We start from the raw sequence: 24,565 nt of genomic DNA on the forward strand, positions 1-24,565 counted from the left end.
CGTCACCCCTTGTTGGCGCCGAGCGTCAGCCCGGCCACGAACTGCTTCTGCAGCAGCGAGAACACGAACACCGTCGGCAACGCGACGAGGACCGCCCCGGCCGCCAGCAGGTTGTAGTCGGTGAAGAACTGGCCGCGCAGGTTCTGCAAGGCCGTCGTCACGGGCATCTTGTCCCCGGTGGAGATCAGGACCAGCGCCCAGAGGAAGTCGTTGTAGATCCAGGTGAACTCCAGCGTCGCGAGCGCGCCGAGCGCTGGCCGACATAAGGGCAGGACGATCTGCCGGTACTGCCGCCACACGCCCGCCCCGTCCATCACCGCCGCCTCGGTCAGCTCGTGCGGGATGGTGCGCATGTAGTTGGACAGCACGAACACGCAGAACCCGGTCTGGAAGGCGACGTGGATCAGGATGACGCCCCAGTAGGAGTCGTAGAGCAGTTCGGAGTCCGACATGGCGTACGGCAGCGGGATCCGGTTGAACAGCGTGTACAGCGGGATGAGGAGCACCTGGGGCGGCAGCAGGTTGCCGGCGGTGAACATGACCAACAGGATCTTGCCGCCGGGGATCTTCTGCCGGGTGATCGCGAACGCCAGGAACGAGGCGAGGAACAGGGTCACCAACACGGCCGGGATCGCGATGACCAGGGAGTTCAGGTAGTACTTGGGCATCTCGGCGTCCTGCCACGCCTGGGTGTAGTAGTGCAGGGTGAGGTGCCGGGGCCAGGACAGGTAGCCGTACTCGGCGGTCTCCTGGTACGGGCGCAGGGAGGCGTAGACGGACAGCAGCACCGGGGCGAGCCAGCCGAGGGACACCAGGACCAGGAAGGCGTGCAGGACGACACGGGCTGGTTTGACCCGGCGGCGGGCAGGGCGTTCTCCCGGCTCCCGGGCCCCGGCGGGCAGCGGGGCCTCGGCGACGGCGACGGTCATTGTGCGTCCTCCCGGAAGACCTGGACGAGGTAGATCACGACGAACCCGAGGGAGATCGTGAGCAGGATGACGGCGAGCGCGGAGCCGAACCCGATCCGGCTGGCCTCGCCGACGATGTTGGCGCTGACGAGTACGGACAGCAGTTCCAGGCCGTTGCGGCCCTTGTTGACCACGTACACGATGTCGAACGCCCGCAGCGCCTCGATCACGGTGATCACCAGCACGATCACGTTGATCGGCCGCATCGCCGGGAACACGACCTTGACGAAGGTCTGCGCCTCGTTGGCCCCGTCGATCGACGCGGCCTCCTTGAGGGTCGGGTCGACGGCCTTGAGGCCGGCCAGGTACAGGATCATCACGTACCCGGTGTGTTTCCACGCGACCAGGGCGAGCACGGCCCACAGGTTGATGTGCGGGTCGCCGATCCAGTCGATCTTCGTGCCGCCGATGGCGTTGAGCACCCCGTCGCGGGAGTAGATCAGCTGGGCGATGAAGCCGACGACGGCCAGGGACAGCACCACCGGCAGGTACAGGGCGCTCTGGTAGAGGCGGGTGAACCGGATGCCCTTATCGAGGAGTACCGCGAAGAAGAGCCCCAGCGGGGTGGCGATGAAGCCGAGGAAACCCAGCCAGAGCACGTTGTGCCAGACGGCCGGCCAGAAGGGCGGGTAGTCGCGCACGATCTGGGTGTAGTTCTCGCCGCCGATCCAGCGCAGGGGCGAGATGCCGTCCCAGCGGCTGAAGGACAGCGCGACCGACGCGATGGTCGGGCCCCAGATCAGTGCCACCTCGAGGAGCACCGGGATGCCGACGAGGAGGGCGAACACCGCGAGGTCGCGGCGGGTGAACCGGCGTTTGCGCGCCGACCGGCGGCGCCGCGAGGGCGCCGCCGGGGAGCTGGGAGCCGAACCCACCGGGGAGCGGGCTTCGAGCGAGGGTTGTGCCACGGTGCGAGCCCCTAGTCCTTGAAGATGTTCTTCTTCTGGCTCTCGATGTTCTTGCAGATGCTGTCCACGTCCTTCGGGTTCTTCAGGAACTCCTGCAGGGACGGGATCATCACCGTGGTGGCGAAGTCGGGCCGGGTGTCGCGGTCCATGAACTGGGAGATGTTCTGCGCCCCGCTGATCAGCTCGACGGCCTTCTTCTGCAACGGGGTGTAGGTGCTGGTGTCCGCGCCCTTGTGGGTGGCGACGTTGTTCGGGTCGCTGCCCAGGTACGCGCCCTGCGCCTCCGGGGTCGCGAAGTACTTCAGCAGCTCCTTGGCGCCGGCGACGTTCTTGGCCTTCTTCGTGATCATCCAGCCGTCGATCGGGGCCTCCACGGCCTTCTGCCCGTTGGCCGGGTCGAGCTCGGGGAACGCGAAGAAGTCCAGGTCCTTGCGCTCCTCGTCGGAGAACTGGTTGCCGACGAACAGGCCCAGGACGTGCATGCCGGCCTGCTTCTTCTGCAGGGCCTGCGCGCCCTCCTGCCAGGTCAGGCCGAGCGCGCCGGCCTGGGTGTGCGGGAGGATGGAGGCCCAGTTGTCGAAGACGGCCTTGACCTTCTTGTCCTCCCAGGACTCCTTGCCGGCCATCAGGGAGACGTGGAAGTCGTAGCCGTTGAGGCGCATGTTGATGTAGTCGAACGTGCCCATCGCCGGCCAGCCCTCCTTGGCGGCGAACGCGATCGGGGTCAGCCCGTCGGTCTTCATCTTCGCGGCCAGCGTGCGGTACTCGTCCCAGGTCTTCGGGACCGTGTACCCCTTCTCCTTCCACACGCTCGGCCGGTAGAACACGGCCCACGGGTAGAGGTAGTAGGGCACGAAGTACTGCTTGCCGTCCTCGCCGGTGGACGCCTTCTTGAACGCGTCGGTGTAGCCGCCGCCGATCTCCTTCCACACGTCCGAGACGTCGGTGGCCAGGCCCTGCTTGGCGAAGAACTGCATCCGGTACCCGGCGAACCAGCTGAACACGTCGTCCGGGCTGCCCTTGAGGTACTGGTTGATCTGCTCCTGGAACGTGGTGTGCTCGATGGTGTTGATCTTCAGCGTCTTGCCGCTCTTCTTCTCGAACCCCGTGCCGGCGTCGGCGAGGGCCTTCTTCGGCAGCGCGTCGGAGAAGTTCGAGCCGAGGGTGACCGTCGTGCCGCCGGCGTCCTTGGGGCCGCTGCTACACGCCGCCAGGGTCGGCAGCGTCAGCGCGCCAGCGGCGGCGACCCCACCGCGCAGGGCGGTGCGACGGGAAAATGGGTGGCCGGCGAGTCGTGACATGACCCCTCCATGGGGTGAAAGATGGCAAGAATCAAACGTGAATCTTCATAGACGAACAACGATTACGCCATCGACCACCGTTTGTCAACGAACTCATCCGACCATCCCGTGCAAAGATGCACAGCAGTCGGAGTAGAAGCCGCACATTGGACACCTGAACCTCACGGTCATCCGATGTCTGGCTATTTTGGATACCCCAAACAGGTCACCACAACCCTCATGCCGGGCTCCAAGCCTCGGCATGAGTGTGGTGAGGGGGTATGAGGCGGTCAACGACGGTTGCCGCCAGACGGAAATCAGCCCAGGTACCTACTGCGGGGCGGGGCGCCGGGCCCCGTCAGGCGCGCGCGGCGAGGATGGTGCGGACGAGACGGGCCGGCTCCTCCAGATGCACGTCGTGGCCGGTCGGCAGGAACGCCGTCTCCAGGTGGGGAAGTTCGGGGGCGAGGGCGGCGAGTACCCGGAAAATGGTCTGCCGGCGGGCCGTCATCGCCGCAGCCAGGGGTTCTGGCAGGTGCTCGCACCGCTCCCCCGCGACCACCAGGACAGGACCGCGCACCGCCCGGAGCGTGCCCCACAGGTCGAACTCCCCGATCGCGCCGAGCAGCCGGGCGAACGCCGGATCCCCGTCCGCCGCCAACCCCGCCAGGAACCCGGAGACCACGGTGCACGCCGCCTTCGCCTCATCGGCCGGCAGATCGAAGTCCTCCGGACCCCGGGGCGCGCCGAACCCCTCGACGTTCACCGCGAGCGGGCACTCCGGGTGCCGCACCGCCCACAGTGTCGCGAGCATCCCGCCCAGCGAGTGGCCGATGACGGTCGGCCGGTCGAGCCCCAGTTGGTCGACGACGGCTTCGAGGTCTGCGACCGCGCCGTCCCACGTCCACGGCGCGCGGCCGGAATGGCCGTGTCCGCGCAGGTCCATGGCGACGACCCGCCGGCCGGCGTTCTGCAGATGCGGAACGACCCAGCGCCAGTCCTCGAGGGTGCGCCCGCCGCCGTGCAGGAGGACGACGTCGGGGCCCTCGCCGCCGTGGTCGCGGACCACGATCGGCACCTCGGCCGCGACGGCGATGTCACGGAAAAGCTCAGCCATCGCGTCATGTTCACACCATTGGCGGCCCGATAGCCAATTGTTACCAACCATTGCACTTTTACGGTGTGCAATTTCTCCTGACGTCCATGTCCCATTCGGAGGACGCCTTTCCGCTTTGGCGTTCGGCGGTGAATTTCCCGCGCTTGTGGGGCTTCATTCACCTTCGGGAATTGTGCCTCAGGTGGCGTGTTGGATGAGGTCCCAACGGGTGCCGTAAAGGTCCTCGAAGACGGCGACCGTTCCATAGGACTCCCGGCGCGGCTCCTCCAGGAATGTCACTCCGGCCGCGGTCATCCGTGCGTGGTCGGCGTCGAAGTCCTCCGTGTACAGGAACAGGGCAACCCGGCCGCCGGTCTGGTCGCCGATCCGCGCGGCCTGCTCCGGGGTGGTGGCCTCGGCGAGGAGGAGGCCGGTCCGCGCGCCGGGCGGGGTCACCACGACCCAGCGTTTGCCGTCGGGGAAAGCGGTGTCGGCGGTGAGGTCGAAGCCGACGGAGCCGGTGTAGAAGGCGATGGCCTCGTCGTAGTCGCGTACGACGAGGGTCACGAGTCCGAGATGAACCATGCGTCGATCATGCCCTGCCTGAGGCCGCCTCGCCGGCCCAGTCAGGCTCGGACTCGGTCGGGTTGGACTGGTGTGGTCGCCTTCTGAGGTGGGGCGGCCAGGCTGGGCTTCGGCCGCTGTTGTCGGGACAGGAACCTCCGTAATCGAATGACGGTTGTGGGTTTAGCGGAGTAGGAAGTCCGGGACGTGGTAGCGGATCCGGACCAGGTTCGACGCGAGGCGGATCCGGTCGGCGTCGGTGCGCCACGTGAAGTCCAACGCGTTGGCCAGCCGGTTCACCGTGTTGAACAGGAACCCGACATACAGGGCGTCCAGGATTGCCGTGTCCGACACCCCGGCCGCGCGGACGGCCCGCACGTCGGCCGTCCGGACGGCGTCGGGTTCCAGGGTCACCTTCTCCAGCAGCGCGAACATCGCCGCGACCTTGGGCTCGAAGCCGCCGTCCTGCCAGTGGTCGAGCCGTTCGACGTCCTCGCCGCCGAGCAGAATTGTCGTGGTGGCCTCGTGCACGCCGACGCAGAACCGGCACGCGTTGAGCCTGGACACGAACGCGCCGAACAGCTCCCGCTCCCCCTCGCTCCACTCCGAAGGGCCGCGCATCGCGGACTCGATGAAACGTGTCCAGGGGCGGCCGAAGAGTTCCGGCCGGTACAGCGACACCTGCACCACCGGGTCCGGATCGGTGCGGGACAGCAGGCGCATCAGCCGCAACGCGAGGCGCTGGCGCGGCCGGTGACCCTGGTCGAGGACCCGCAGGCGCACGTCAGTCCGCCTCCCGGACAGCGCGCAGCCCCGCGTCGAGACGCCGGGTGGCCGCGCCGATCGCGGCGGCCAGGGTCAGCTCGAAGATCGCGTCCTCGGAGCACCCGGCCGCGATCAAGCCCTCGATGTCGGCGTCTGTGATCTTGTACGACGCGTCGCGCACCTTCGCGACATAGTCCGCCCACGGCTCGGGCAGCGGGGTCTCGTAGTGCGCCGCCTCGCGCGTGGCCTGCTCGACGGCACCGGGCGAGGCGAGCACCGCGTACCGCAGGTCCATGACCGCCAGGGCATGCCGATCCACAGGCTGGACATTACGCGCAGTGATCGTCAGATGGGTCAGGAACGTGGCGGGTTCTCGGGATCGGCGGTGCTCACGGCCTGGTATGCCGTGTACAGGGGCTTGGCCGTCCCGTCCGCGCGGAGCAGGTCCAGCGCGCCCCCGCCGTGCGAGGCGATGGTGAACTGGCACGACAGCCAGACGTCGTGCGCGCGCAGCATGGCGAACATGGCCCGGACGTAGAAGTCCGCGTATGCCGGGTCCTCCGCCCTGGGGTCGGCGTTGTCGATGGTGTAATTCCATTCGGTGTCGGCGACCGGGATCTGCGGCCCGAGGGGCGCGCCGGTGCGGTCGCGCAGCCCCTGCAGGGTGGAGTCGATCGTCGCCCGGAGGTCGTCGTACCAGGTGCCCCACGCGTCGATCCGCGCCCGCATCGACTCGGGCGTCGCGTTCTCCTCGGCGGTCAGGTAGGTGTGGCTGGACACGAAGTCGGGCACGAAGTCCCGGTCCCGGGTGGCCCGGTAGGTCGCCCCCACCAGCGCCAGGTACCGGCGCAGGAACGCAAGGCTCCGGGCGTCGCTGTTGGCCAGCGCCGGCCCGCCGACGAAGATCTCGAACCCGAGCGACCGGGCGTAGCGCTTCAACTGGGGCACCACGTCCACCCACCAGCTCAGGTAGTCGAGGCTGCTCCAGTCGCAGTAGTGGTCGGGTTCGTTGCCGAACTCGTACAGCGACACCCGGGGACCGGCCGCCCGGATGATCTCCTCGAGCCAGTCCAGGCTCCAGTCGTCCGGGCCGTCGCCGCACTGCCCGTCCCGGATCGGGGGCAACTTGATCAGGGGTACCGCGCCGAGTTCGCCGATGCCGGCGAGGACCGCGTCGAACTCGGCCAGCGGCTGGCGGACGTCGTCGAACCTGGACCACTGTCCCCAGCGGATGACCCTGATCCGGGCGGCGCGGACGTTCTCCCTGGTGGTGGGGTCGTGGATCGCCCGGCCGCCGTCGGTCTCCCAGGAACCGATCTCGCTGCCGTAGATGAGGTCCTGGCGGTCGAACAGGGAACGGTCGGGTGCGGGCGCGGCTGTGGCCGATCCGGAGGCTCGTGCGGGGCCGGCGATGCCTGGAGCGGCAAGGGCCCCAGCGGGTGCGGCACCGGCTGGGCCGGCGATGGTGAGGGCGACCGCGAGCGCGGCCGACGCGGCGCAGAGTCTGACCAGCGCGTGAGCCATCCGAACGCCTCCCCCGTCTCGGCACGCCGACACCCTCGGGTCGGCGGCGCGCCGGTCCACAAGGGGGACGTTACGCCCGGTGCCGGCCTCATGGAGCCGGAACCATTCGGTTGTCATTTAGGAACGATGCTGACCTAATAGCGTTCTAGGCTGCATCCAGAACATCGAGAGCGAAGTCCTGGAGGACAGTCATGAACCGCGAGCGCGCCGACCTGGTCGAGACCCTGGCGAAGCACCGCTTCTTCCTGCGCAACACGACCCGCGACCTCGGGGACACCGACGCCCGCAAGCGCACCACGGTCAGCGCCCTGCACCTGGGCGGCCTGATCAAGCACGTCGCCGCGACCGAGAAAGTCTGGGTGGACTTCATCCTCACCGGCCCGGATGCGTTCATGACGGGCGAGGACTGGGAGGCCTGGGCCGCGCTGCACACGATGTTCGAGCACGAGACCCTGGAGGGGTTGCTCGCGGAGTACGAGAAGGTCGCCGCCCGGACCGACGAGCTGATCGCGACCCTGGATCTCGACGCCGACCAGCCGCTGCCGCCGGCGCCGTGGTTCGAGCCGGGCGCGCGCTGGTCGGCGCGGCGGGTGCTGCTGCACCTGATCGCGGAGACGTCCCAGCACGCCGGGCACGCGGACATCATCCGGGAGTCGCTGGACGGGGCGAAGTCGATGGGTTGAGGCGGGGTGCGCCGGCTCCCGGGGTCGGACCGTCGACCCCGGGGCGCTCGGCCGTTGGGCACAATGTGGTCCGACACTTGTCCCGGGCGGTGCAAGCGGAGGAACGACGAGCGGTGCGGCGACTCCGCCCGCCGGCACGTGCGCCCGGACCGCCGGCCGGGGCTAGATCCGCTGATAGCTCCAGCTGAGCATGTCGTACCCGTCGTAGGGCATGACGCCGTGGAACTGGCGCTGATCGTCGTCGAAGATCATCGGGAGCCATTCGTGGTCGCTGTCCCACATCGGCTTGTCCCGCACCTCGGCGAGGGGAACCCATTCGAGGGTGCCCTCCTCGTTGCCGCCGTGGTGGGTACCGGTGAAGGTGTCGACGCGGAACATGAAGCAGAGCGCGTCCGTGTTGGCGAAGTTGGTCCACATGACCGTGCCGCGCAGTGTGAGGTCTCCGGCGGTGAGGCCGGATTCCTCGGCGATCTCGCGGCGGATGCAGGTGACGGGATCCTCGCCGGCTTCGACGTGGCCTCCGAGGCCCATGTACTTCCCGAAGTGGATGTCCTGGGGGTACTTGTCGCGGCGCATCAGGAGGACGGAGCGGCGGTCCGGGGACAGGATGTAGGCGGTGGTCTGCAGTCTCGGCGAGATCATCCCCGAGTGTGGCACGCGGGGTCAGGCGCGTAGGAGTCGCGCTGTGAACGCTTGATCGGGAGGAGTGCCCCGCGCTCTCATGACCAGGTATTCGAGTAGCTCCGACTCGGACATGGAGTAGTCGGCGCCGTCGAGGACCTCGATCCGGTCGGAACGGTGCGTGACCGTGAAGGTAAGCCCGGCCTCCGCGTCCCCTGCGAAGTCCAGGTGGACCATGCAGCCGTGCGCGTAGGGGTCAAGGGCTGTCTCCGCCGGAGGCAGCCCCGCCTGGACGAATCGTCGCCGCGCGGCCTCGACCAGGTACTCGGCACGCCGGATGTCCTCGCTCACCGCATCATTCTCGCCCAGCTTCCCGATTCCTTCAGGTCCTATGCTCGGGCAAGGAATCAGCGAGTGGCAAGAATCGAGGCCCCCATGATCTGGGAACTCCAGGGTCCACCGCGGTACGTCGTCCTGTTCAGCAGTCCCGACGCGTGGCGCTACTCGATCTACACGACCCAAGGTGGGACTTTGTCGGGGCGGTTGGACATTCCTGCCGATGCGGAGCTGGCGGCGGCACGTCAGGCTGCCGCAGACAAGGTGATCGCGTTCGGGCGGAACTCGTTCGATCTCGGGATGGAAGTCACCTGGCCGGCACCTTACGATTCCGACTCCATGGTCGGGACTTGCCGCCACATGCCGGGCGGCTCGGTCCCGGACACATCCTGACGTCCGGTCACGCTGAGCGCTTCGAGTTCCCCAGGAAGTACTGGGGTGCGCCGGCGCCCGGTGGCTCCCGGACGCCGGCGCGCTTCTCAGCAGGGGTCCTCGCGGAAGGTCACGTAGCTGCCGTGGGTGCCCCACTTGTAGATGGAGCCGTCGCACTCCTCGTACAAGCTCCCGACCATGTTGGTGTGGGCCGCGTCGCTGTACCAGTAGGTGGTGCAGATGGAGCCGTAGGAACAGGCGCGAGCGTATGCCGGGGAGGCCGGCACGACCAAAGTGATCGCGGCGGTGGCCGCGACGAGTCCGGCAATGACGGTACGTCGGATCATCTCAAGCTCCCTTGCTCGGGAATCATTGACAGGATTCTATGTACGCCAGCCAGGGTGCGGCATCGCCGAAACGTCCATAGAGGACACCTGTGCCCTACCGGGTCGCGCGGACCACCCGGGCGCTCAGTGACCAGGACGTGCCGACCGCGCCGGACTCGCGGGCCACGGTCATCGCCCCGTTCGACGCGGGCATCGCGATGTCGGGGACGACCCGGCCGGGTTCGGTCGTCGTAATGGACCAGCCCTGGCCCAGCGGAAGCTCGCCGGCCGGGCAGGTCGGGGACGCGGACTTGTTCAACGAGTCCGACGGCGTCGTCGAGGTCACCGTCTCGGTGCCGGGCGGGTGGTGGCGCAGATGGCGTACGCGGTCAGGAACCAGGAGGCGGTGGTGCCGTCGGCGTCCTCATACCCGGTGACAGGGTCCCTTGGGACCGCCGGGACGCGGCCACTACCGCGCGCCCCTTGCCTCCGAGAGCGCGGTGACGCCAGGGCCGGTCAGTCGCGACAGCGCCACGCCCCGGCCGGTCAGCAGAAGCAGGAGGGCGGAGATCGGACCCTGAATATCCGCGCCCGCGCCGACCGTCCAGTCCGTGTCGGTCGCGGTCAGCCGGTAGCCCCGCAACCGGCGCCGGGCCCGGAACGGCCAGCCCATGAACCAGACCCGCTCCGCACCGGCGCGCGCGGCCGCCACGGGCATCGGATGGCTGCGACCGAGTGGGACGGCGATGTCCTGGCCGTGCACGAGAATGTCGAAGACGATATTGCGGTAGTTGGTGACCACGGGCAGTCTGCGCGAGTCGGCCAGGTCGCGCAGCTCGGCGATCAGCTGGGCGGCCGGGCGGTCGGCGTGTCGGACGGCGAGGTCGTGGTTGAGCCGGTGGAAGCTGCCCCGGGCCCGGACGCCCTCGACGAGCATCGACCACGGGCTGGGGACCTGTGGGGCCAGTGCGACGTGCGCGGCGACGTCGCGGACCCGCCAGCCCGCGCACAGCGACGGCGTCTCCCACTCCGCCGGCGCCAGGCCCGACAGCAGGTCGGCGAGGCCGCGCCGTTGGTCGGCGATCAGCCGCCAGCTCTCTTCCCTGTCCATCGCCACCTCCGAAGTTTGGTACAGTTCTCTGACTATATTAGTCAGAGAATCTGACTAAATTCAAGGAGAAGTCGATGACTGGACCGGTCAACGTCGGGCTGTTGATGTTCATCGCGCACCGGGCGATGGAGCAGCGCGTCCTCGACGCGATCGCCGCCGCCGGGTACGACGACGTCACCGTCGCCCAGGCGCGAATCCTGCAGCGGATCGCCCCCGACGGATCCCGGTTGACGGACCTGGCCGAGCAGGCCCAGATCACCAAGCAGTCGGCCGCGTTCCTCGTCGATCAGCTGGAGAAGGCCGGGTATGTGGAGCGGGTGCCTGATCCGTCCGACGCGCGGGCGCGGCTGATCCGGTTCGCCGAGCGTGGGCTGGAGGCCATTCCGGTGGCCGCGGCGGTCGCCGCGCAGGTTGAGGAGGAGTGGGGGCGGCATCTCGGCGCGCAGAAGATGCGGCAGCTGCGTGCCGCGCTCACGCTGCTGCGCGAGATCACCGACCCCTACGCCTGACGGTGATCGGAGCGGTGATGAGGAAAGTATGGGCCAGCGATATCGCCCATCGACTGACAGAATCCTTCGCATGGAGTACACCGAGGTCATCCGTCGGCGTCGCATGGTGCGCCAGTTCTCCGATCGGGAACTCAGCTCCGAGGCGATCGAGAAGATCTTGGCGAGCGCGCTGCGCGCACCCTCGGCGGGCTTCGCGCAGGGCTGGGCGTTTCTCGTGCTCACCGAGGCCGCCGACCGGGCACGTTTCTGGCGGTTCGCGCCGAACCAGGCCACGCACATGCCCGGGAGCTGCGCGGCACCGTTGATCATCGTGCCGCTGGCCAACGAGGCGATCTACATCGAGCACTACCGGAACAAGGGCAGCAACCTCACCGCGGAGAACTGGCCGGCGCCGTACTGGTTCATCGACACCGGGATGGCGACGCTGCTGATGTTGTTGACCGCCGTGGACGAGGGTCTCGACGGGCTGCTGTTCTGGCTCGTCCCCCCGGCGGAGCGAATCAAGGAGGGCTACCCGACGGCGGAGCACCTCGACGAGTTCCGGGCCGAGTTCGGGGTGCCGGCGGAGTACACGCCGGTGGGCGGGGTCGCGATCGGTTATCGATCCGAGGATCTCGCGCCGCAGCGGCCCGGGCTCGCGGAGGCGCGGCGGGGGCTGGGCGAGGTCGTGCACCGGGGCCATTGGGGCGGGTAGCGCGGTGGCCCCTGACCAGGAACCTGGTCAGGGGCCACGTCCTGTGTGCCTAGTTCACGCCGAAGTAGTAGCTCTGCGGGTCCGACATCGTCCCGTCGGCGCTACGGCTGCGCACCACCAGCTCGTGGAAGGTGGAGTCGGCCGGGGTCCAGGTGATGCTGGCCATCCGGTCCGGCCCGGCCTGTACCGTCGTCTCCTCGCCGCCGTCGAAGCTGTACACGTACGCCGTGACGTTCGGCAACACCGTCGTGAACGTGAACGTGCCGGTCACGCCGGGCCCGCCCGACCAGCCCCACTCCGGGTAGTCGGAGGAGACGACCTGCGGGCGCCCGCCCACGGTGAAGTAGTACGTCACGGAGGGGGTCTGCGTGTCACCGATCCGGCTGTAGACCTCCACGTGGTGCGAACCCGACGTCGCCGGGGTCAGCGTCACCGTGGTCACGCCGCCGGTGCCGGCCGGAGCCGACTGCCAGGCGCCGTCGTCCAGGCGGTACGCCTGCTCGGTCACGTCGGGCCGGCCGGCGGTGATGGTGAACGTGCCGGCCTTGCCCGGCCAGCCGCTCTCCTCGTTCGTCGGGTAGTCGGTCGAGGCGACGGTCGGCGCGCCGGTGTTCACGCCGAAGTTCAGGGAACTCCAGCCGGAGTGCGCGCCGTTGGCCGCGAAGCTCATCACGTAGAGGTACTGCCAGCCGGGCTGGGTGGGCGTCCAGGACACGGTCGCGGTGCCGTCCGGGGCGGCAGCCACGGTCTGCGGGTTCGCCGGATCCGACCCGAACCGGTATTCCGTCACGCCCGGCATGTTCGGCGTGAAGGTGAACGTCCCAGGTTTGCCCGGGTAGCCGGACCACTGGTAGCTCGGGTAGTCGGTGGACGAGACCTGCGGGCTGCCCTCGCCGACGATGAACGTGTAGCTCCGGGGGTCCGACAGCGTCCCGTCGGCGCTGCGGCTGCGGACGGTCATGGTGCTCCATCCGCCGGTCATCGGGGTCACGGTCACGGTGCCGACCCCGTCGACGGCCGCGACGGTCTGCTCGGCCGCGTCGCCCACCTTGTACAGGTACTCCACCACGTTCGGCATCTTCGGCCGGAACGTGAACACGCCCGGCACGTTCGGCCCACCGGTGTAGGTGTTCTCCGGGTAGTCCGTCGACGTCACCGTCGGCGCGGTCGGCACGGTGAAGGCGAACGCGCGCGGCGGCGAGAACACCCCGGCGGCGTTGCGGCTGCGCACGCTCAGCACGTTCGCGCCGCCGTGCAGCGGAGTGACGCGGACCTTGGTCGTGCCGGTCGGCGCGGCGGCGACGGTCTGCGGCGCGCCATCGTTCAGCGTGTACTGGTAGTCGACGACCCCTGTCACGTCCGACCAGAACTCGAACTCGCTGGCGATGCCGACGCCGCCCTTGATCGGGTCGCGGAAGTCCTCGGACGACACGCCCGGGCGGGTCTCGGTGACGTAGAACTGGTACCCGGGGAAGGGTCCGTCGTAGGACCGGTTGCCGGCCCGGTCGACGGCGGTGACCAGCAGGGTGTGCGGACCGCCGGAAACCGGGGTGAGGGTGACCGAGGCCGACCCGCCCGGCCCGGTGGCCGGCAGTGTGCCCCGGATCGCGGCCTGCTCGGGGAAGAACGTCTCGTACTCGTAGGCGACGATGTCGGTGTCACCGTTGGGTTTGAAGGTGAACGTGCCCGGGATGCCGGGGCCGCCGGTGCCGGGCCACTGGTCCGCCGTGTACACGGTCGCCGTCTTCACCGGCGGCTTCGGCGGGGTGTTGTCCACGGTGAAGTAGCAGGGCGCGGTCCACGCCGACTCGTCGGTGCCGTCGGAGGACTGCACGGCCCAGGCGTAGGTGCGCCCGTCGGTGAAGGTCTCGCGCGGGAAGGTGATGTAGACCGGGTAGTCGCCGGACGCGTTGGCGTACGGGTTCTCCCGTACCAGTCTCTGCGTGGGGTTGTCCGTCGGCCACACGGCGAACCGGGCGGTGATGTTGCCCCAGCTGCCGATGTCGGTGTCGGTCACCTTGGCTTGCAGTTCGAGGCCGCCGGAGTAGATCGGGAAGTAGGTCCCCGGCGAGGTGGTCGCGCAGTCACCGTTGTTGACCTTCAGAGCGGTCGGCGTGCCGGGCGGCGTGTTGTACGACAGCTCGATGCCCGACGTCGGCGCGACGAACCGGCCCATCCGGGGGTCGCCCTCGTGCGCATCGGAGATCCGCAGTTCCAGGGTCAGTTTGTCCGCACCGGACGCGACGGCCTTGCGCAACCGGGCGGCGATGTCCCAGGTGACGCGGGAGGCCGGGCAGCCCTCCGCGGCCGCCGGGGCGCCCAGACGCTCCCGCTCGGCCGGACGCTTGACCCAGGTGGTCTTCGTGGAGATCGGGTCGGTGACCCACAGTTCGGTGTGCCGCGCCTGCCGGCAGTCACCGACCGTGGTCTCCGGGGCGACGAGGGTCGCGGAGAAGACATGCAGGCCGCGCAGCGCGACAAGGTCGTAGGTGAAGTAGGACCGGGTCAGGTGGTAGCCGGTCGAGTCGCTACGGGCACCGACCGGCGCGTCCCCGGTCGGGTTGTAGTGGCTGGTCAGCGGCGTGACGACGTCGACGTACGCCCAGGCGGCCGGCGTCACCGTCCTCGTGTACCGCGCGGGGTCGGCGTGCGCCGCCCCCGTCGAGCCGGCCACGACGCCGGCAGCGGCGATCGCGAGGACTGTCAATCGGGTCAGCCAGGACCGACCCACCGAATAGCGTGAGGGAGGCACAGCTTTGCTCCTTAGAGCGACCGGGGTGAGGGGTGTTGCATGACGCCACGCGCCGGATCCGGCGACCACCCGGCCGGGCCCCGTTCCCCGTCCGCGCGCGCCGCCGGTCCACAGTAGATGCGGACCTCGTCACACACCAGCCATCGACGGACGGGTACGTCCGTGGGCGGTGCGAGCGGAGCTTCCCACGAACCGCCGCCGCGCGTCCATCACTATGCCGACGGTCGCGCGAACTGGTATGGGGAAACCGGGCGAACCGGGCCGGATGTCGAACTGTGGCGGTCGGCCGGACGCGAGGCTGGGATCAGTCGTTGTTCGCGAGGCTCTGTTGGTGGGTGCCGCGCAGAGCGAGTGCGGCGTGGACTCCTCCGGCGAGGAGCAGGAGGGCGGTGGCGGTGAAGACGGTGTCGATGCGACCGAAGGCGACTCCCGCGACGGTCGCGTGGGCGCCTGCGGGGAACGCGCCGACGATGGCTCCGGCGGCGGCGATGGAGATCAGTGAGGCGAGCTTGTATGTGGGGGCGAACACCGAGATCACCCTGCCGAGGTGGTCGCGGGGCACAGCGCCCAGGAGCACGGGCGTGGTGACGGTCTCCACCGTGCCGGCGGCGACGCTGAACAGCGCGATGGCGGCGACGGCGGGTGTGATGGCGCCGAGACGGGAGTAGAGAAGAAAGGCCCCTGCGGCGGTCATCAGCGCGATGGTGAAGATCCGGGTGTGCCCGAACCGGTCACCGAGAAAGCCGGAGGTAAGCCCGCCGATGAGAAAGCCGGCCCCCGAGGCCGCTCCGAGCAGGCCGAGCCATTTCGGGGCGGCGTGCAGGTTCTCGCTGACGAAGTACACGTCGAGTGCGCCGAGTGTTCCCGCTCCGAGCATGACGATCAGGCCGGTGATCAGGACGGCGCGCAGCACCCGATGCGCGCCGACGAGCCGCAGCCCCACGAGCAGTTCGGCACCTACGCCGGACTTCGCGGCCGGGCGTGCCCGGCTCGGTTCGCTGGGCGGGTGCGGTGTGCGGATCGAGCGAATCGCCATGAACGAGACCAGAAACGAGGCGGCGTTGACGCCCAGCGCCCACGGCACGCCGGCGGTGATGAGAAGTGGTGCCGCCAGCGGTGGGCCGATGATGGTGGCCATCGCCGAGGCTGCCTGGCCGTAGCTGGAGGCCCGGCCGCGGTGGGCGCTGGGAACGACGTCGCCGATGAGCACGAAGCGCGACGGCCCGAAGAACTGCGCGGCGGCCGTGGTCGCGACCACGGTCAGGGCGATCACCGTCAGCGTCCCCCAGACGGGTACTACCCCTGCCGGCAGCGCGGACAGCACTGTGAGGCCCGCGATCAGCACGCAGCGCAGCAGTTCGGTGCGCAGCATCGTTCGGCGCTTGTCCCAGCGGTCCGCCAGGACGCCGGCGACTGGGGCCACGAGGATGGTCACCGCGGCGATGACGGCGAGTAGGGCGCTGCTGACGGCGGGGGCGTAGGAGCGACCTTTGAGCAGGACTGCGCCGACCCACAGCAGCAGGCTGGTGTCGAAGACCGTGTTGCCGACGAGGGAGACGGCTTGGCCGAACCACAGGCGTCGGTAGTCTCGGTTGATCAGCATGACCATGGGCGCCCCGTCTCCTCACTCCGGTGGCACACACGGTAGCGGCAGGCCGCAACGTCAGTTGGGTGGGCGAATCTTGTTGCGGAACGACGGCTTAGCCGGTCAGATCTGTCAGCAGGTCCGTGAGGACACGTTCCTCCGCCACCCGTCTGCCATGCGCCATCATCACGTCGCGCAGTTGGGGATCCCATCGCGCATCGACCGGAGTCCCGGCAAGAGCCCGGCCTGCCTGGTCGGCTGCCACGGCAGCCAGGTAGTCGGCGCTGGTGTAGCGCCATGGTCGCCACGGGATCCTGGATCCCAGCAGGTTGGCGATCCGGAGGCCGCCCCAGTCGAAGTCGCCATGATAGGCCAGCTCAGCGCCGTCATGGTGGAGAGCTTCGAGGAGCCTCATCGTCGCGGTGCTCGGTTGGCCGTTGACACACACGAGCGGCGGACAGTCTGCATCCAACAGGTCAGCCGCGGCGGCGACGATCGCAGGATTCTCACAGACGAAAACCTGAGCTTTCGTGTACCGAACGGGCTCCCGGGCGAGCTGGCGCAACGTGAGCACGACAGGTTCACCGACCATGACCGCTACCTGTCGACCCAGCCTCGTACCGGGTGCCGCTGGCAGGTTGAGCGCGAGCACGGTGGAGGAGAGTTCGTCGAGGAGGACGCCGACCGTGTCCCACAGCGCGCGTCGACGTTGCGCGGGGGTCGTGTCCGGGTGATCCCCTGTCGACCAGGTCTCGCGGATCGCGGACAGTGCCAGAGCTGCGAGTGGGCGCCCCTGGTCGAGGGCGTGCTCGTCGGTCGTGGTGTCGGCCGCGTACCTCGACAGGGCGACGCCAGCCGCTGGCAGCCCGGCGAGGACCCGCGCGAGTGCGACCATCAGCGGGGCTGCTTCGGCCGGGCTGCCACCGATGCGGCGGATGAGGGCGGCGGTGCGCGGCTCGTCGTACCAGGCCCGCAACTCGGGACGCTGCGCGATGAGCGTCGCCAGTGGGGCGAGTGCGGTGTCCCAGGCTTCGGCGAGGGCCGTTTCCGCCGACGCGCGGTGCGTGATCGGCCCGAGGAGGAGGGTGACTGCCGCGTGCAGGCCGTCGGGGTGCGCGCCGCTTCGCCGTAGCGCCGCGTCGATCTCGTCGAGCGATACGGTCAGCGACGTGCCTCGGCCCGGGGGTCGGCCCAGCAGCGATTCCACCGCACGTCGCTCCTGCGGGCTGGGGCGGTTGTGGGTGATGGTGCCGGTGAGTGGTTGTCCGAGTTCGATCCGGCGGCGGGTTCGTTGGATGAGCCAGGCGGTGTCGGTGCCGCCGAGTAGCCGTCGCAGCCGGTCGGGGTCGATCACTCGAAGAGCCCTTCCTGGTTGTCGGCCGCGGGGCGGGGTTGGGCCGGGATGTGCGGGGTGGGGCGGGGTACCTGTCGGCGTTCGCGCCCGTCCCACTGCCAGGGTGTGACGAGGACGGCGTCGATGCCTTCGTGTCGGGCGAGTTGCGCGATGGCCAGCCCGGGGACTTCGGGGTAGCAGCCCCATTCGCGTTCGCTGGTCATGACCACATCGAGGTCGAATTTGGCCAGGAGGCCGAGGCATTTGGCGCGGGAGTCGTCGTCCACGCCGGCGAAGGCCTCGTCGAGGGCGATGAGCCGTGGGGCGTGCGGGTTTCCGGCCGAGCCGTAGTACGAGGAGGCCGCGGCGAACAGTGGCACGCTGGCGGCCAGTACCCGTTCGCCGCCGGAGGCGGGCCCGGCGGCGGACCGCCATTGGCCGTCCTGGTGGCGTTGGATCGCGAACTCGTGCCAGCTGCGGTAGTCCAGGGCCCGGGTGAGCTGTTCCTGCCAGGTGCCGGCGTCGTCGCGGAGTCGTTCGGCGCTGATCTGTTCGGAGAGGAACTCGCCGACCCGGCGGCGATCGGCGTCGTTCCACACGTCGGAACTTTGCCGCAGGAGTCGCTCGCGGAGTTCGGACAGCCCCGTGGGGGCGTCTTTTCCTGTGCGCCACAGCAGGCGCAGTCGCATGCCCGTGGATGTCGGGCGCTCTTCCAGCTCGCGGTTCATGTCGCTGACTTGCTGTTCGGCGGTGGAGATCAGTTCCTGGAGGGTGCCGGCCACCTCGTTGACCAGGTGGGTCTCCAGCACTTCGCGTTCGTGGGCGGAGAGGACCCGTTGCCGTTCCTCGATCTCGACTTCCAGTGCCGCGGCGAGGTCGGCGACGGGTCGGGTGCGGCCTTGGAAGGTGGTGTCGACGAGCATGGCCTCCTCGCGCACCGACAGTGCTGCGGTGTGGCCGTGGCGGGACAAGCCGTCGGCGAGGAGTTTGAATCCCGCGTTGACCTGTTGCTGGGCGAGTTCCCAGCGCCGGTCGCCGTCGTCGACGTCGGCGAGTTCCCGGTCGATGCTGCGGGCGAGGTGCACGGCTGGGGTGGCGGCCCAGGTCACGGCGGGATCGGGCACATCCAGGTGGGGGCAGGCCAACCGCATCAGGCCGGTGGCGGCGAAGTGCCGCAGCGATTCCACGGCACCGTCGCGGTCCCGGGCCGCGGATGCGAGTTCCTCGGTGAGCGTCTCCTGGCGTCCGAGCGCCTTGCCGCGCGCGTCGAGGGCCTCGCGTTCGGCAGTGCGGGCCTGGCGTTCGTCACGTTCGCATCTGCGTACGTCGGCGGCGGTCTCCGCGAGGCGGCGTTGGAGTTCGGCGACGGCCGTGCCCACGGTCGCGGCCAGGGCGTCGTGGCGTTCCGTGGCGGCGATCGCGGCGAGGGCCGCTTCGGTGTGCTCCGTGGTGGCCTCGGTGAGCCGCATTGTGACCTCGGCGAGTTCGGTGTGGGCATCCGCGGCCGTCTGACGGGCGGCCGACAGTGTCGCCGCGGCGGGCCACAGACTGGCGAGCGCGACCCGGTAGCCGTTGAGTGCCTCGCTGACGGGTTCCAGCTCGGTCCGGTCGGCGGGGAGGTCGACGTCCGTGGCGAATTCTTCTGCCCGGTTGGCGGCGAGTTCGACCTGCTCGGCGGCGTCGTACACCCGGTCCTGGAATCCTTGGTGCAGCTCCGCCAGTCGTCGTCTGGTTTCGTGCGCGGTGCGGACCATCGTGTGCGCCTCGCGCAGTTTCACGTCCTTCGGGACTTCGCCGTGCTCAGCCGCCAACGTGTCCTGCCGTGCCCGCAGTCCGCTGAGGGTCTCGGCGATCTCGGCGAGACGGGTGGCGATCTGGTCGCGTTCGACGCGCAACTCGCCGAGTCTGGCCCGCCGGGCCTGCGTCCGGGCACCCTCACCGATGTGCTCAGCGCCGTTCTTGCGCCACCGTCCGGCCAGGACACCCAGGGTGAACCGGCCGTCGGTGCCCATCCAGGTGTCCGCCGCGGACTGCGGGCCGAGGCCGATCGCGGCCAGGATTCGCCAGACGACCTCGTCTGTCAGGTCGCGGGCCTGCCGGTTCGCCGGGTCGATGGCGGGCCGGAGCACCGTGGTCAGGTTCTCAGCCACTGGTGTGGCGGCGCGGAGAAGCACGTCGTCGGCGTCGGGGAAGGACAGGGTCGCGTCGGGTGACACCCAGGCGTCGAGGATGCCGGAGGCCTCCAGCGCGGCCTCCAACCCCGATCGATCATTTTCGGGTACCTGTGGCATGAAGTCCACGACCTGCCACAGCGGGGCGCCGGCCCGATGGTCGCGGGTTCCTCGGGTGTGTGGCACGGGCGGGGCCTGGTGTCCGCCGCTCTCGAGCCGGTCGATCTCCGCGTCGATGTCGTCTCTGCGGGACTCCCCTGTTCCGCGCTCGCCCTCCAGCGCAGCCTGGGCGCGGGTCAGCTTCTCCGCAGCGTCGCGAAAAGCGACGGTCACGGCGGTCATGGCCGGGTTGTCCCCGTCGAGGGTCTCCACCCACACCTCGAGGGCGGCCAGCATGTCCTCGACGTCAGCCACGTGCAGTTCGGTGCTGTCGGACAGGTGCTCGCCGATCGCCGCCACCAGTTCCGCGCCCACCGTCGCGACCTCGTCTTCCGCGGTGGCGATCCGGCTGTCGGCCGCGGCCAACTGTGCGGTCGACCCGTCGAGCTGGCCTCGGGCGACCCGGAGTCCCTCGGTGGCCTTGTCGACGGCGTCGAGCAGGCCACGGAGCGTCCGCAGGGACGTGGCGCGTCGGGTCACGACGGTCTCGGCGGCGCGCCGGGTCGCGGTGTAGGGCTGCTCGTCTGTGGCCAGGGCAGCAACGACAGTGGCGTCGTGTTCCGTGGCGATCCTGGCCGTCACGGCGCTCTCCGTCGCCGTCGAGTGGGCCCCGGCCAGGGCCCGTTCGGCCGTGTCGAGACCCGAGGTGGCACGGTCGCGCTTGTCGGTGTGCCTGGCCACCGCCGCGACCGCCGTCTCGTAGAGGCCCCGTTGCTGATCGGCTAGTCCGGTCAGTTCCCTGGCCCGCTGGGCCGCTTCCCCCAGGCTCCGGGCGTCGCGCATCTCCGGGCTGGCGCGCAACGCCTCGTCGTGTGCGCTCAGCCGGGCCCGTTCGACGTCGAGGGCTTCGAGCTGGCGCTCGGCCGTCTCCAGCGCGGTCTGGGCCTCCTGGTGCGCCCGCTCAGTGTCGCTGAGGTCGCGGCCCAGCTTCTCGTACCGGCTCTGGGTTTCCCGTGGGCCCGCCGCTCGACGCTTGGAGGCGATCCGCGCGTACCGGTGGTACCCGGTGAGGAACTCGTCCGCGGCCTTCTTCGTCTCCCGCAGCCCTCGCAGGGCTTCACGCTCGTCGTCGAGGCTGCGGAACGCCTCGGCCACCTGAGTGATCAGGTTCTCGTCGAGGGGAGGCAGCGCCTCGGTGAGCGCGGCGGACAGCAGCCGCTCGTCGGGCCGCTTGGACAGTTGGGGCTGGCGGAGTTGGATCAGCAGGGACACCAGCGCCTCGTACCGGGAACCGAGCCCGAACAGCGCCTCGTCCACGGCCCGCCGGTAGTCGCTGGCGCGGTCATAGACCATGCCGCGCTCACCGACGGCCTCCTTGAGTCGTTCCCTGGTCAGTGCCGTCCTGGTGGGGTTCAGCAACGACAGCTCGGGGCCGATCCGCTGGTCGGTGACGAAAAACCAGTGCTTGGCGATGCCCTTGCCCGCGACGGCTTTGAGCCCGCAGCCGATCGTGATGAATCTGGCGGTGCCGTCGAGGTCACGGCGGCCGAACTCCAGCCAGGTGTAGCCGAGCCGTTCCGGGTGCGGGTATTTCCCGCCGAGCAGCAGGTTCCACTCCATGCGTTTGTTGCGGTCGCCGTCGGGTTCGACGCGGTGCGGCGACAGTTCTCCGTCGAGGAGGAACGGCAACGTCAACGCCAGGACCTTGGATTTCCCTGTGCCGTTGTTGCCGCGCAGCAGCAGCGAACCGCCATGGAAGTGGAACTCTTCCATGTCGTAGTAGAAGAGGTCGACGACTCCTGCCCGCAGCGGCTGCCAGCGTTCGCGGGTCGGCTCCGGTGTCATGTCCTTGCTCCGTTGTCGCGGATGGTGGGTTCGGCTAGGGCGTAGCGGGCGATGGCGGGCTTGGCTGTGACCTGGGCGCCGGCCACGGCGATGAGCTTGAGCGCGGTCAGGGCGTGCAGGGCCGCGTTGACCAACTCGATCTCCATCCCGGGGTCGGTGGCGTTCTTGCGCCAGTACGCCTTGTGCTCGGCGGCGAGCTTGCGGGTGAGGGTGTGCAGTTCTTCGACCTCCACCCGGTCAGGCTCGGCCGCGATGTGGCCGGCCAACAGGAGGGTCAGGTGGCTGAGCATGCCCTGGGCCGGCATCCGGATGTCGGTGAGTTCGTCGTCGGGATCGACCATGGCGATGCCCTCGGCGCGCACCTCGCCGACGAGTCCGGTGGCTTCGGTGATCCGGCCGAGGATCGCGGCGCGCTGCCGGGTCAGGTAGGACAGCTCTTCCGCGGTGAGCTCGTCGTAGTAGACGACCGGCTCCTCGAGCAGTTTCCGGGTCAGCCGGTGGCGCAGTGAGCGATTGCGCAGCTCCTCGGTGTCGGGCATGACCTCGGCGGTCAACGCCCGCATGCGCGCCTCGAAGGTCGGTTCGGTGATCGTCGACGGTCCCCGCGAGCCGGTCAACAGGCCGGAGATCACCCTGCGGTCCACGTCATACAACGCGTCCCCGGACGCCCCCAGGTAGGCCTCCTCGTCGCCGGCGACCCGGTGCAGCGCCCCCCAGTCGAGGAGGAGGCGGACGACGGCGATGAGGTCGGAGCGTTCTTCCCGGTTGTCCAGGGCGAACACGATCCCGGCGGCGGTCAGGTCCGGGTCGGCCGCGGCCATCAGGATCTGCTCGGCGAGCCGGCCCAGCGTGACCTGGCTGTCCGCGCGTTCCAGAGCCCCGAGCGCGAGGCAGGTCAGGACGTACCGGCGCCTGCCGAACGGGGCGCCGGAGCGCGGATCGCGGGCCGGGTAGGTGGCGTCATGCACCGTTGGCACGGTCTTGAACAGCCGGGCGGTCTGCGCGTCGACGACCAGCCGCCAACCGGTCTCCCGGTCGAACCAGTCCCGCAACTCGGCGGCCTGTGACCGGATGAGCCGGAACAGGTCGGGGTCGGCGAGGCCGGCCACCAGCAGCGGCCGGGCGAGTAAGGTGCGCACCGCGCGCTGGAAACGCGCGGACCGCTCCTGCGGAAGGGCCGGTTTTCTACGGGTCACCGCGATACCGTCGCCCGAGTCAGGTCGGTGATGTCGATGAGGTGTTGTGGGCCGCTGAGTACACCGTCGGTGGTGTGGATCTCGACGAGGCCGGCGTCGTCGACGAGGGTGAGCCGGACCTCCATGGTGCCGTCCCCTGTCGTGGTCCGCACTTCCTTGGTGTGCGGTCCTCGGGCGGACAGCGCGTCTCCGAGCAGGCCGAGGAAGAGCCGGAACGCCTGCGGGTCCAGCTGTCCCAGGTGAGACAGCAGGACCGGACCGTCGGTGACCAGCCGCGCCCGGGCCGCAGCGGTCTGCGCCGCCTCCTGCGCGGCACGCTCGAGGAGCAGGCGACGGGCATCGGCCCGGTCGATGACCCGGTTGGGTTGCCCGCGCCGCTCGTAGGATCCGGTGCGCCGCAGCTGCGGGCTGACCGCGAGCGGCGGTGCCTGCGCCCACGGGGTGGCGGCGGCGACGCGCTGCTCGGCCCACTCGTCGAGCGTCTGCGCGGTGACCGTCAGGTGCCGGGACGGTCCGAGCCCGAACGCGGCCCGCCACAGTTGATGCGTCGCCGCCTCGTCCGGTGCCTGGGCGAACCATCGGGCCAGTGCCCGAAAGTCAGCCGACCTGTCCGACCGGCCCGACCGCCGCTCGTTGATCACGGCGACCGCGCCCAGCAGCTGGGTGATGGCCCCGATCGCCGCCGACCGCAGCAACCTGGCCTGTGACGGACGTCGGGAATCGGCGCTGATGAACCACGAACGCAGCCCCGCCCACCGGTTCCGCCAGTGCCGCATCGCCTCCGCCACGGCCGCATCCGCCTCATCGTCGATGCCGTCGGGCACCGCGTCTGCCGCCTCCCTGCGGGCCGCGACCTCCAGCAGCGGCTCGACCCCGGCAGCCTCGATCCGCAGGGCCAGGTCCGCGATCTCCGCGCCGGAATTGGCGAGGTCGGCGATGAACCGCTCGATGTAGGAGATGAGCCTTTCCTTGTACGCCAGGAAGGCGTCCACATCATTGTCGGCGAAGTCGATCGTGCGCCGCAGCGACGCCATGAACGCCTGGGCGTTGTCCGCCAGCCCGGAGAACCGCTCGGCCACGCTGATCAACAACAGGTGGGTCTTGGCCGCGTCGAGCTCCGCACCATTTCCGGTGAGGGCGAGCAGCGCGCGCAGTTGGGTCGCGATGTCGGCCAATGCCACCGACTGCAGGACGCCGCGCCGGCCGATCGCGTCCTCGTACACCGCGATCGCCTGCTCCGCGGCCTGACCAGCCGGGGTTAGCTGGTAGAGATAGCGGGCCCGGTGGAAGTCCTCGACGGAGGTGACCCTGCCGGTGTCCGGATCGGCTCGCAGGTTGCCCCAGTGTTCCAACCTGCCGAGCGCCTCGACGACCGCATCCAGGTCATGGGTGAGGTCGAGGGCAATGTCCTCCGGGCGCAGGTGGACGGTGAAACGCTCCTTGGCCCGCATGAAAGCCAGCATCACCTTGCGGTAAAGCGCGGCGTTGGGGGCTTGGAGATGGGCGAATGGGTGCTGGGCGGGAGGGGTCTCTTCGGCCATGCCTCTTTCTCCCGACAGTCGTGCCGGCAGGGGTACTCCATCGGTCACGCTACGTTAACACGTCATCGATGGGTCACCATGTCCCGTTTTCTCACCGGATGAGAATCCACAGATCTGCCACCCGAGTCATGACAGCTCAGCCAGTCGCGCCTTTCGGCCGTGAACGTCTCAAGTTACTCGACGTTGGTCGCCGCAATCGCGGCGTCCGCCATGAACAACGCCTCAGCCACGAGGCTGCTGCGCGAGTTCGGGCACCGCGACCTTCGTCGGATCGCACTCAGTCTTG

General features: G+C 69.4%; 23 protein-coding genes. 4 read left to right on the forward strand and 19 right to left on the reverse strand.

The genetic code is table 11. From position 1 onward, the window contains the following. Nucleotides 1-2: 2 nt before the first annotated feature. From IW245_RS22035 to IW245_RS22070, 8 genes are all read right to left on the reverse strand, one after another. On the reverse strand, nt 3-929 hold the full coding sequence (locus IW245_RS22035) for a carbohydrate ABC transporter permease (protein WP_197005070.1): 927 nt from the start codon (nt 927-929) through the stop codon (nt 3-5). Further along, complete coding sequence (locus IW245_RS42315) at nt 926-1,876, reverse strand: carbohydrate ABC transporter permease (RefSeq protein WP_233473054.1); 951 nt, start codon at nt 1,874-1,876, stop codon at nt 926-928. Before IW245_RS42315 ends, IW245_RS22035 begins: the two co-directional genes overlap by 4 nt. 11 nt (nt 1,877-1,887) lie before the next feature. Continuing rightward, the gene (locus IW245_RS22045) at nt 1,888-3,177 is read right to left on the reverse strand and encodes an ABC transporter substrate-binding protein (RefSeq protein WP_197005071.1); all 1,290 of its coding nucleotides are present in this window, start codon (nt 3,175-3,177) and stop codon (nt 1,888-1,890) included. Nucleotides 3,178-3,514: 337 nt separating this feature from the next. Further along, the gene (locus tag IW245_RS22050) at nt 3,515-4,273 is read right to left on the reverse strand and encodes an alpha/beta fold hydrolase (protein ID WP_197005072.1); all 759 of its coding nucleotides are present in this window, start codon (nt 4,271-4,273) and stop codon (nt 3,515-3,517) included. Between the two features lie 177 nt (nt 4,274-4,450). Further along, nucleotides 4,451-4,837, reverse strand: coding sequence for a VOC family protein (locus IW245_RS22055; RefSeq protein ID WP_197005073.1), 387 nt, complete (start codon nt 4,835-4,837; stop codon nt 4,451-4,453). 162 nt (nt 4,838-4,999) lie between these two features. Beyond that, nucleotides 5,000-5,599: a peroxidase-related enzyme gene (locus tag IW245_RS22060; protein ID WP_197005074.1), complete on the reverse strand. Its 600-nt coding sequence runs from the start codon at nt 5,597-5,599 to the stop codon at nt 5,000-5,002. A gap of 1 nt (nt 5,600) precedes the next feature. Then, complete coding sequence (locus IW245_RS22065) at nt 5,601-5,900, reverse strand: hypothetical protein (protein WP_197005075.1); 300 nt, start codon at nt 5,898-5,900, stop codon at nt 5,601-5,603. 35 nt (nt 5,901-5,935) lie between these two features. Further along, nucleotides 5,936-7,105 (reverse strand): glycoside hydrolase family protein, encoded by a 1,170-nt coding sequence (locus tag IW245_RS22070; RefSeq protein ID WP_197005076.1) that lies wholly within the window; start codon nt 7,103-7,105, stop codon nt 5,936-5,938. A gap of 191 nt (nt 7,106-7,296) precedes the next feature. On the opposite strand from IW245_RS22070, the gene IW245_RS22075 reads away from it, so the two are divergent. After that, entirely contained in the window at nt 7,297-7,788 is a 492-nt protein-coding gene (locus IW245_RS22075) for a DinB family protein (RefSeq protein WP_197005077.1), read from the forward strand. 162 nt (nt 7,789-7,950) lie between these two features. Here IW245_RS22075 and IW245_RS22080 read toward each other — a convergent pair whose 3' ends face one another. Beyond that, nucleotides 7,951-8,430, reverse strand: a complete 480-nt coding sequence (locus tag IW245_RS22080) for an NUDIX hydrolase (protein ID WP_197005078.1) — start codon at nt 8,428-8,430, stop codon at nt 7,951-7,953. A gap of 21 nt (nt 8,431-8,451) precedes the next feature. After that, on the reverse strand, nt 8,452-8,760 hold the full coding sequence (locus IW245_RS22085) for a hypothetical protein (RefSeq protein WP_197005079.1): 309 nt from the start codon (nt 8,758-8,760) through the stop codon (nt 8,452-8,454). An 84-nt stretch (nt 8,761-8,844) separates the two neighbouring features. Here IW245_RS22085 and IW245_RS22090 point away from each other — a divergent pair, with 84 nt between their 5' ends. Continuing rightward, the gene (locus IW245_RS22090) at nt 8,845-9,138 is read left to right on the forward strand and encodes a hypothetical protein (RefSeq protein WP_197005080.1); all 294 of its coding nucleotides are present in this window, start codon (nt 8,845-8,847) and stop codon (nt 9,136-9,138) included. Between the two features lie 86 nt (nt 9,139-9,224). Here IW245_RS22090 and IW245_RS22095 read toward each other — a convergent pair whose 3' ends face one another. The 3 genes from IW245_RS22095 to IW245_RS22105 form a co-directional block, all read right to left on the reverse strand. Next, nucleotides 9,225-9,464, reverse strand: a complete 240-nt coding sequence (locus tag IW245_RS22095) for a DUF6289 family protein (RefSeq protein WP_197005081.1) — start codon at nt 9,462-9,464, stop codon at nt 9,225-9,227. Between the two features lie 94 nt (nt 9,465-9,558). Further along, nucleotides 9,559-9,789, reverse strand: a complete 231-nt coding sequence (locus tag IW245_RS22100; protein WP_197005082.1) for a hypothetical protein — start codon at nt 9,787-9,789, stop codon at nt 9,559-9,561. Between the two features lie 123 nt (nt 9,790-9,912). Then, complete coding sequence (locus tag IW245_RS22105) at nt 9,913-10,554, reverse strand: maleylpyruvate isomerase family mycothiol-dependent enzyme (RefSeq protein WP_197005083.1); 642 nt, start codon at nt 10,552-10,554, stop codon at nt 9,913-9,915. A gap of 74 nt (nt 10,555-10,628) precedes the next feature. Here IW245_RS22105 and IW245_RS22110 point away from each other — a divergent pair, with 74 nt between their 5' ends. Both IW245_RS22110 and IW245_RS22115 read left to right on the forward strand, forming a co-directional pair. After that, nucleotides 10,629-11,063, forward strand: coding sequence for a MarR family winged helix-turn-helix transcriptional regulator (locus tag IW245_RS22110; RefSeq protein ID WP_197005084.1), 435 nt, complete (start codon nt 10,629-10,631; stop codon nt 11,061-11,063). Nucleotides 11,064-11,133: 70 nt separating this feature from the next. Then, complete coding sequence (locus IW245_RS22115) at nt 11,134-11,757, forward strand: nitroreductase family protein (RefSeq protein WP_197005085.1); 624 nt, start codon at nt 11,134-11,136, stop codon at nt 11,755-11,757. Nucleotides 11,758-11,806: 49 nt separating this feature from the next. On the opposite strand, the gene IW245_RS22120 is transcribed toward IW245_RS22115, so the two are convergent. The 6 genes from IW245_RS22120 to IW245_RS22145 form a co-directional block, all read right to left on the reverse strand. Further along, a complete protein-coding gene (locus IW245_RS22120; RefSeq protein ID WP_197005086.1) occupies nt 11,807-14,509 on the reverse strand; it encodes a hypothetical protein in 2,703 nt (900 codons plus the stop codon). 304 nt (nt 14,510-14,813) lie between these two features. Next, nucleotides 14,814-16,112: an MFS transporter gene (locus IW245_RS22125; protein ID WP_197005087.1), complete on the reverse strand. Its 1,299-nt coding sequence runs from the start codon at nt 16,110-16,112 to the stop codon at nt 14,814-14,816. A 97-nt stretch (nt 16,113-16,209) separates the two neighbouring features. Further along, nucleotides 16,210-17,448, reverse strand: coding sequence for a TIGR02679 family protein (locus tag IW245_RS22130; protein ID WP_197005088.1), 1,239 nt, complete (start codon nt 17,446-17,448; stop codon nt 16,210-16,212). After that, nucleotides 17,445-21,542 (reverse strand): TIGR02680 family protein, encoded by a 4,098-nt coding sequence (locus IW245_RS22135; protein WP_197005089.1) that lies wholly within the window; start codon nt 21,540-21,542, stop codon nt 17,445-17,447. Before IW245_RS22135 ends, IW245_RS22130 begins: the two co-directional genes overlap by 4 nt. Further along, nucleotides 21,539-22,738 carry a TIGR02678 family protein gene (locus IW245_RS22140; protein WP_197005090.1) on the reverse strand — a complete coding sequence of 400 codons (1,200 nt, stop codon included), beginning with the start codon at nt 22,736-22,738 and terminating at the stop codon, nt 21,539-21,541. The genes IW245_RS22135 and IW245_RS22140 overlap by 4 nt, the downstream gene beginning before the upstream one ends. Further along, complete coding sequence (locus tag IW245_RS22145) at nt 22,735-24,279, reverse strand: TIGR02677 family protein (RefSeq protein ID WP_197005091.1); 1,545 nt, start codon at nt 24,277-24,279, stop codon at nt 22,735-22,737. The genes IW245_RS22140 and IW245_RS22145 overlap by 4 nt, the downstream gene beginning before the upstream one ends. Between the last annotated feature and the right edge of the window lie 286 nt (nt 24,280-24,565).

Source organism: Longispora fulva, from assembly GCF_015751905.1.
Taxonomy (GTDB): domain Bacteria; phylum Actinomycetota; class Actinomycetes; order Mycobacteriales; family Micromonosporaceae; genus Longispora; species Longispora fulva.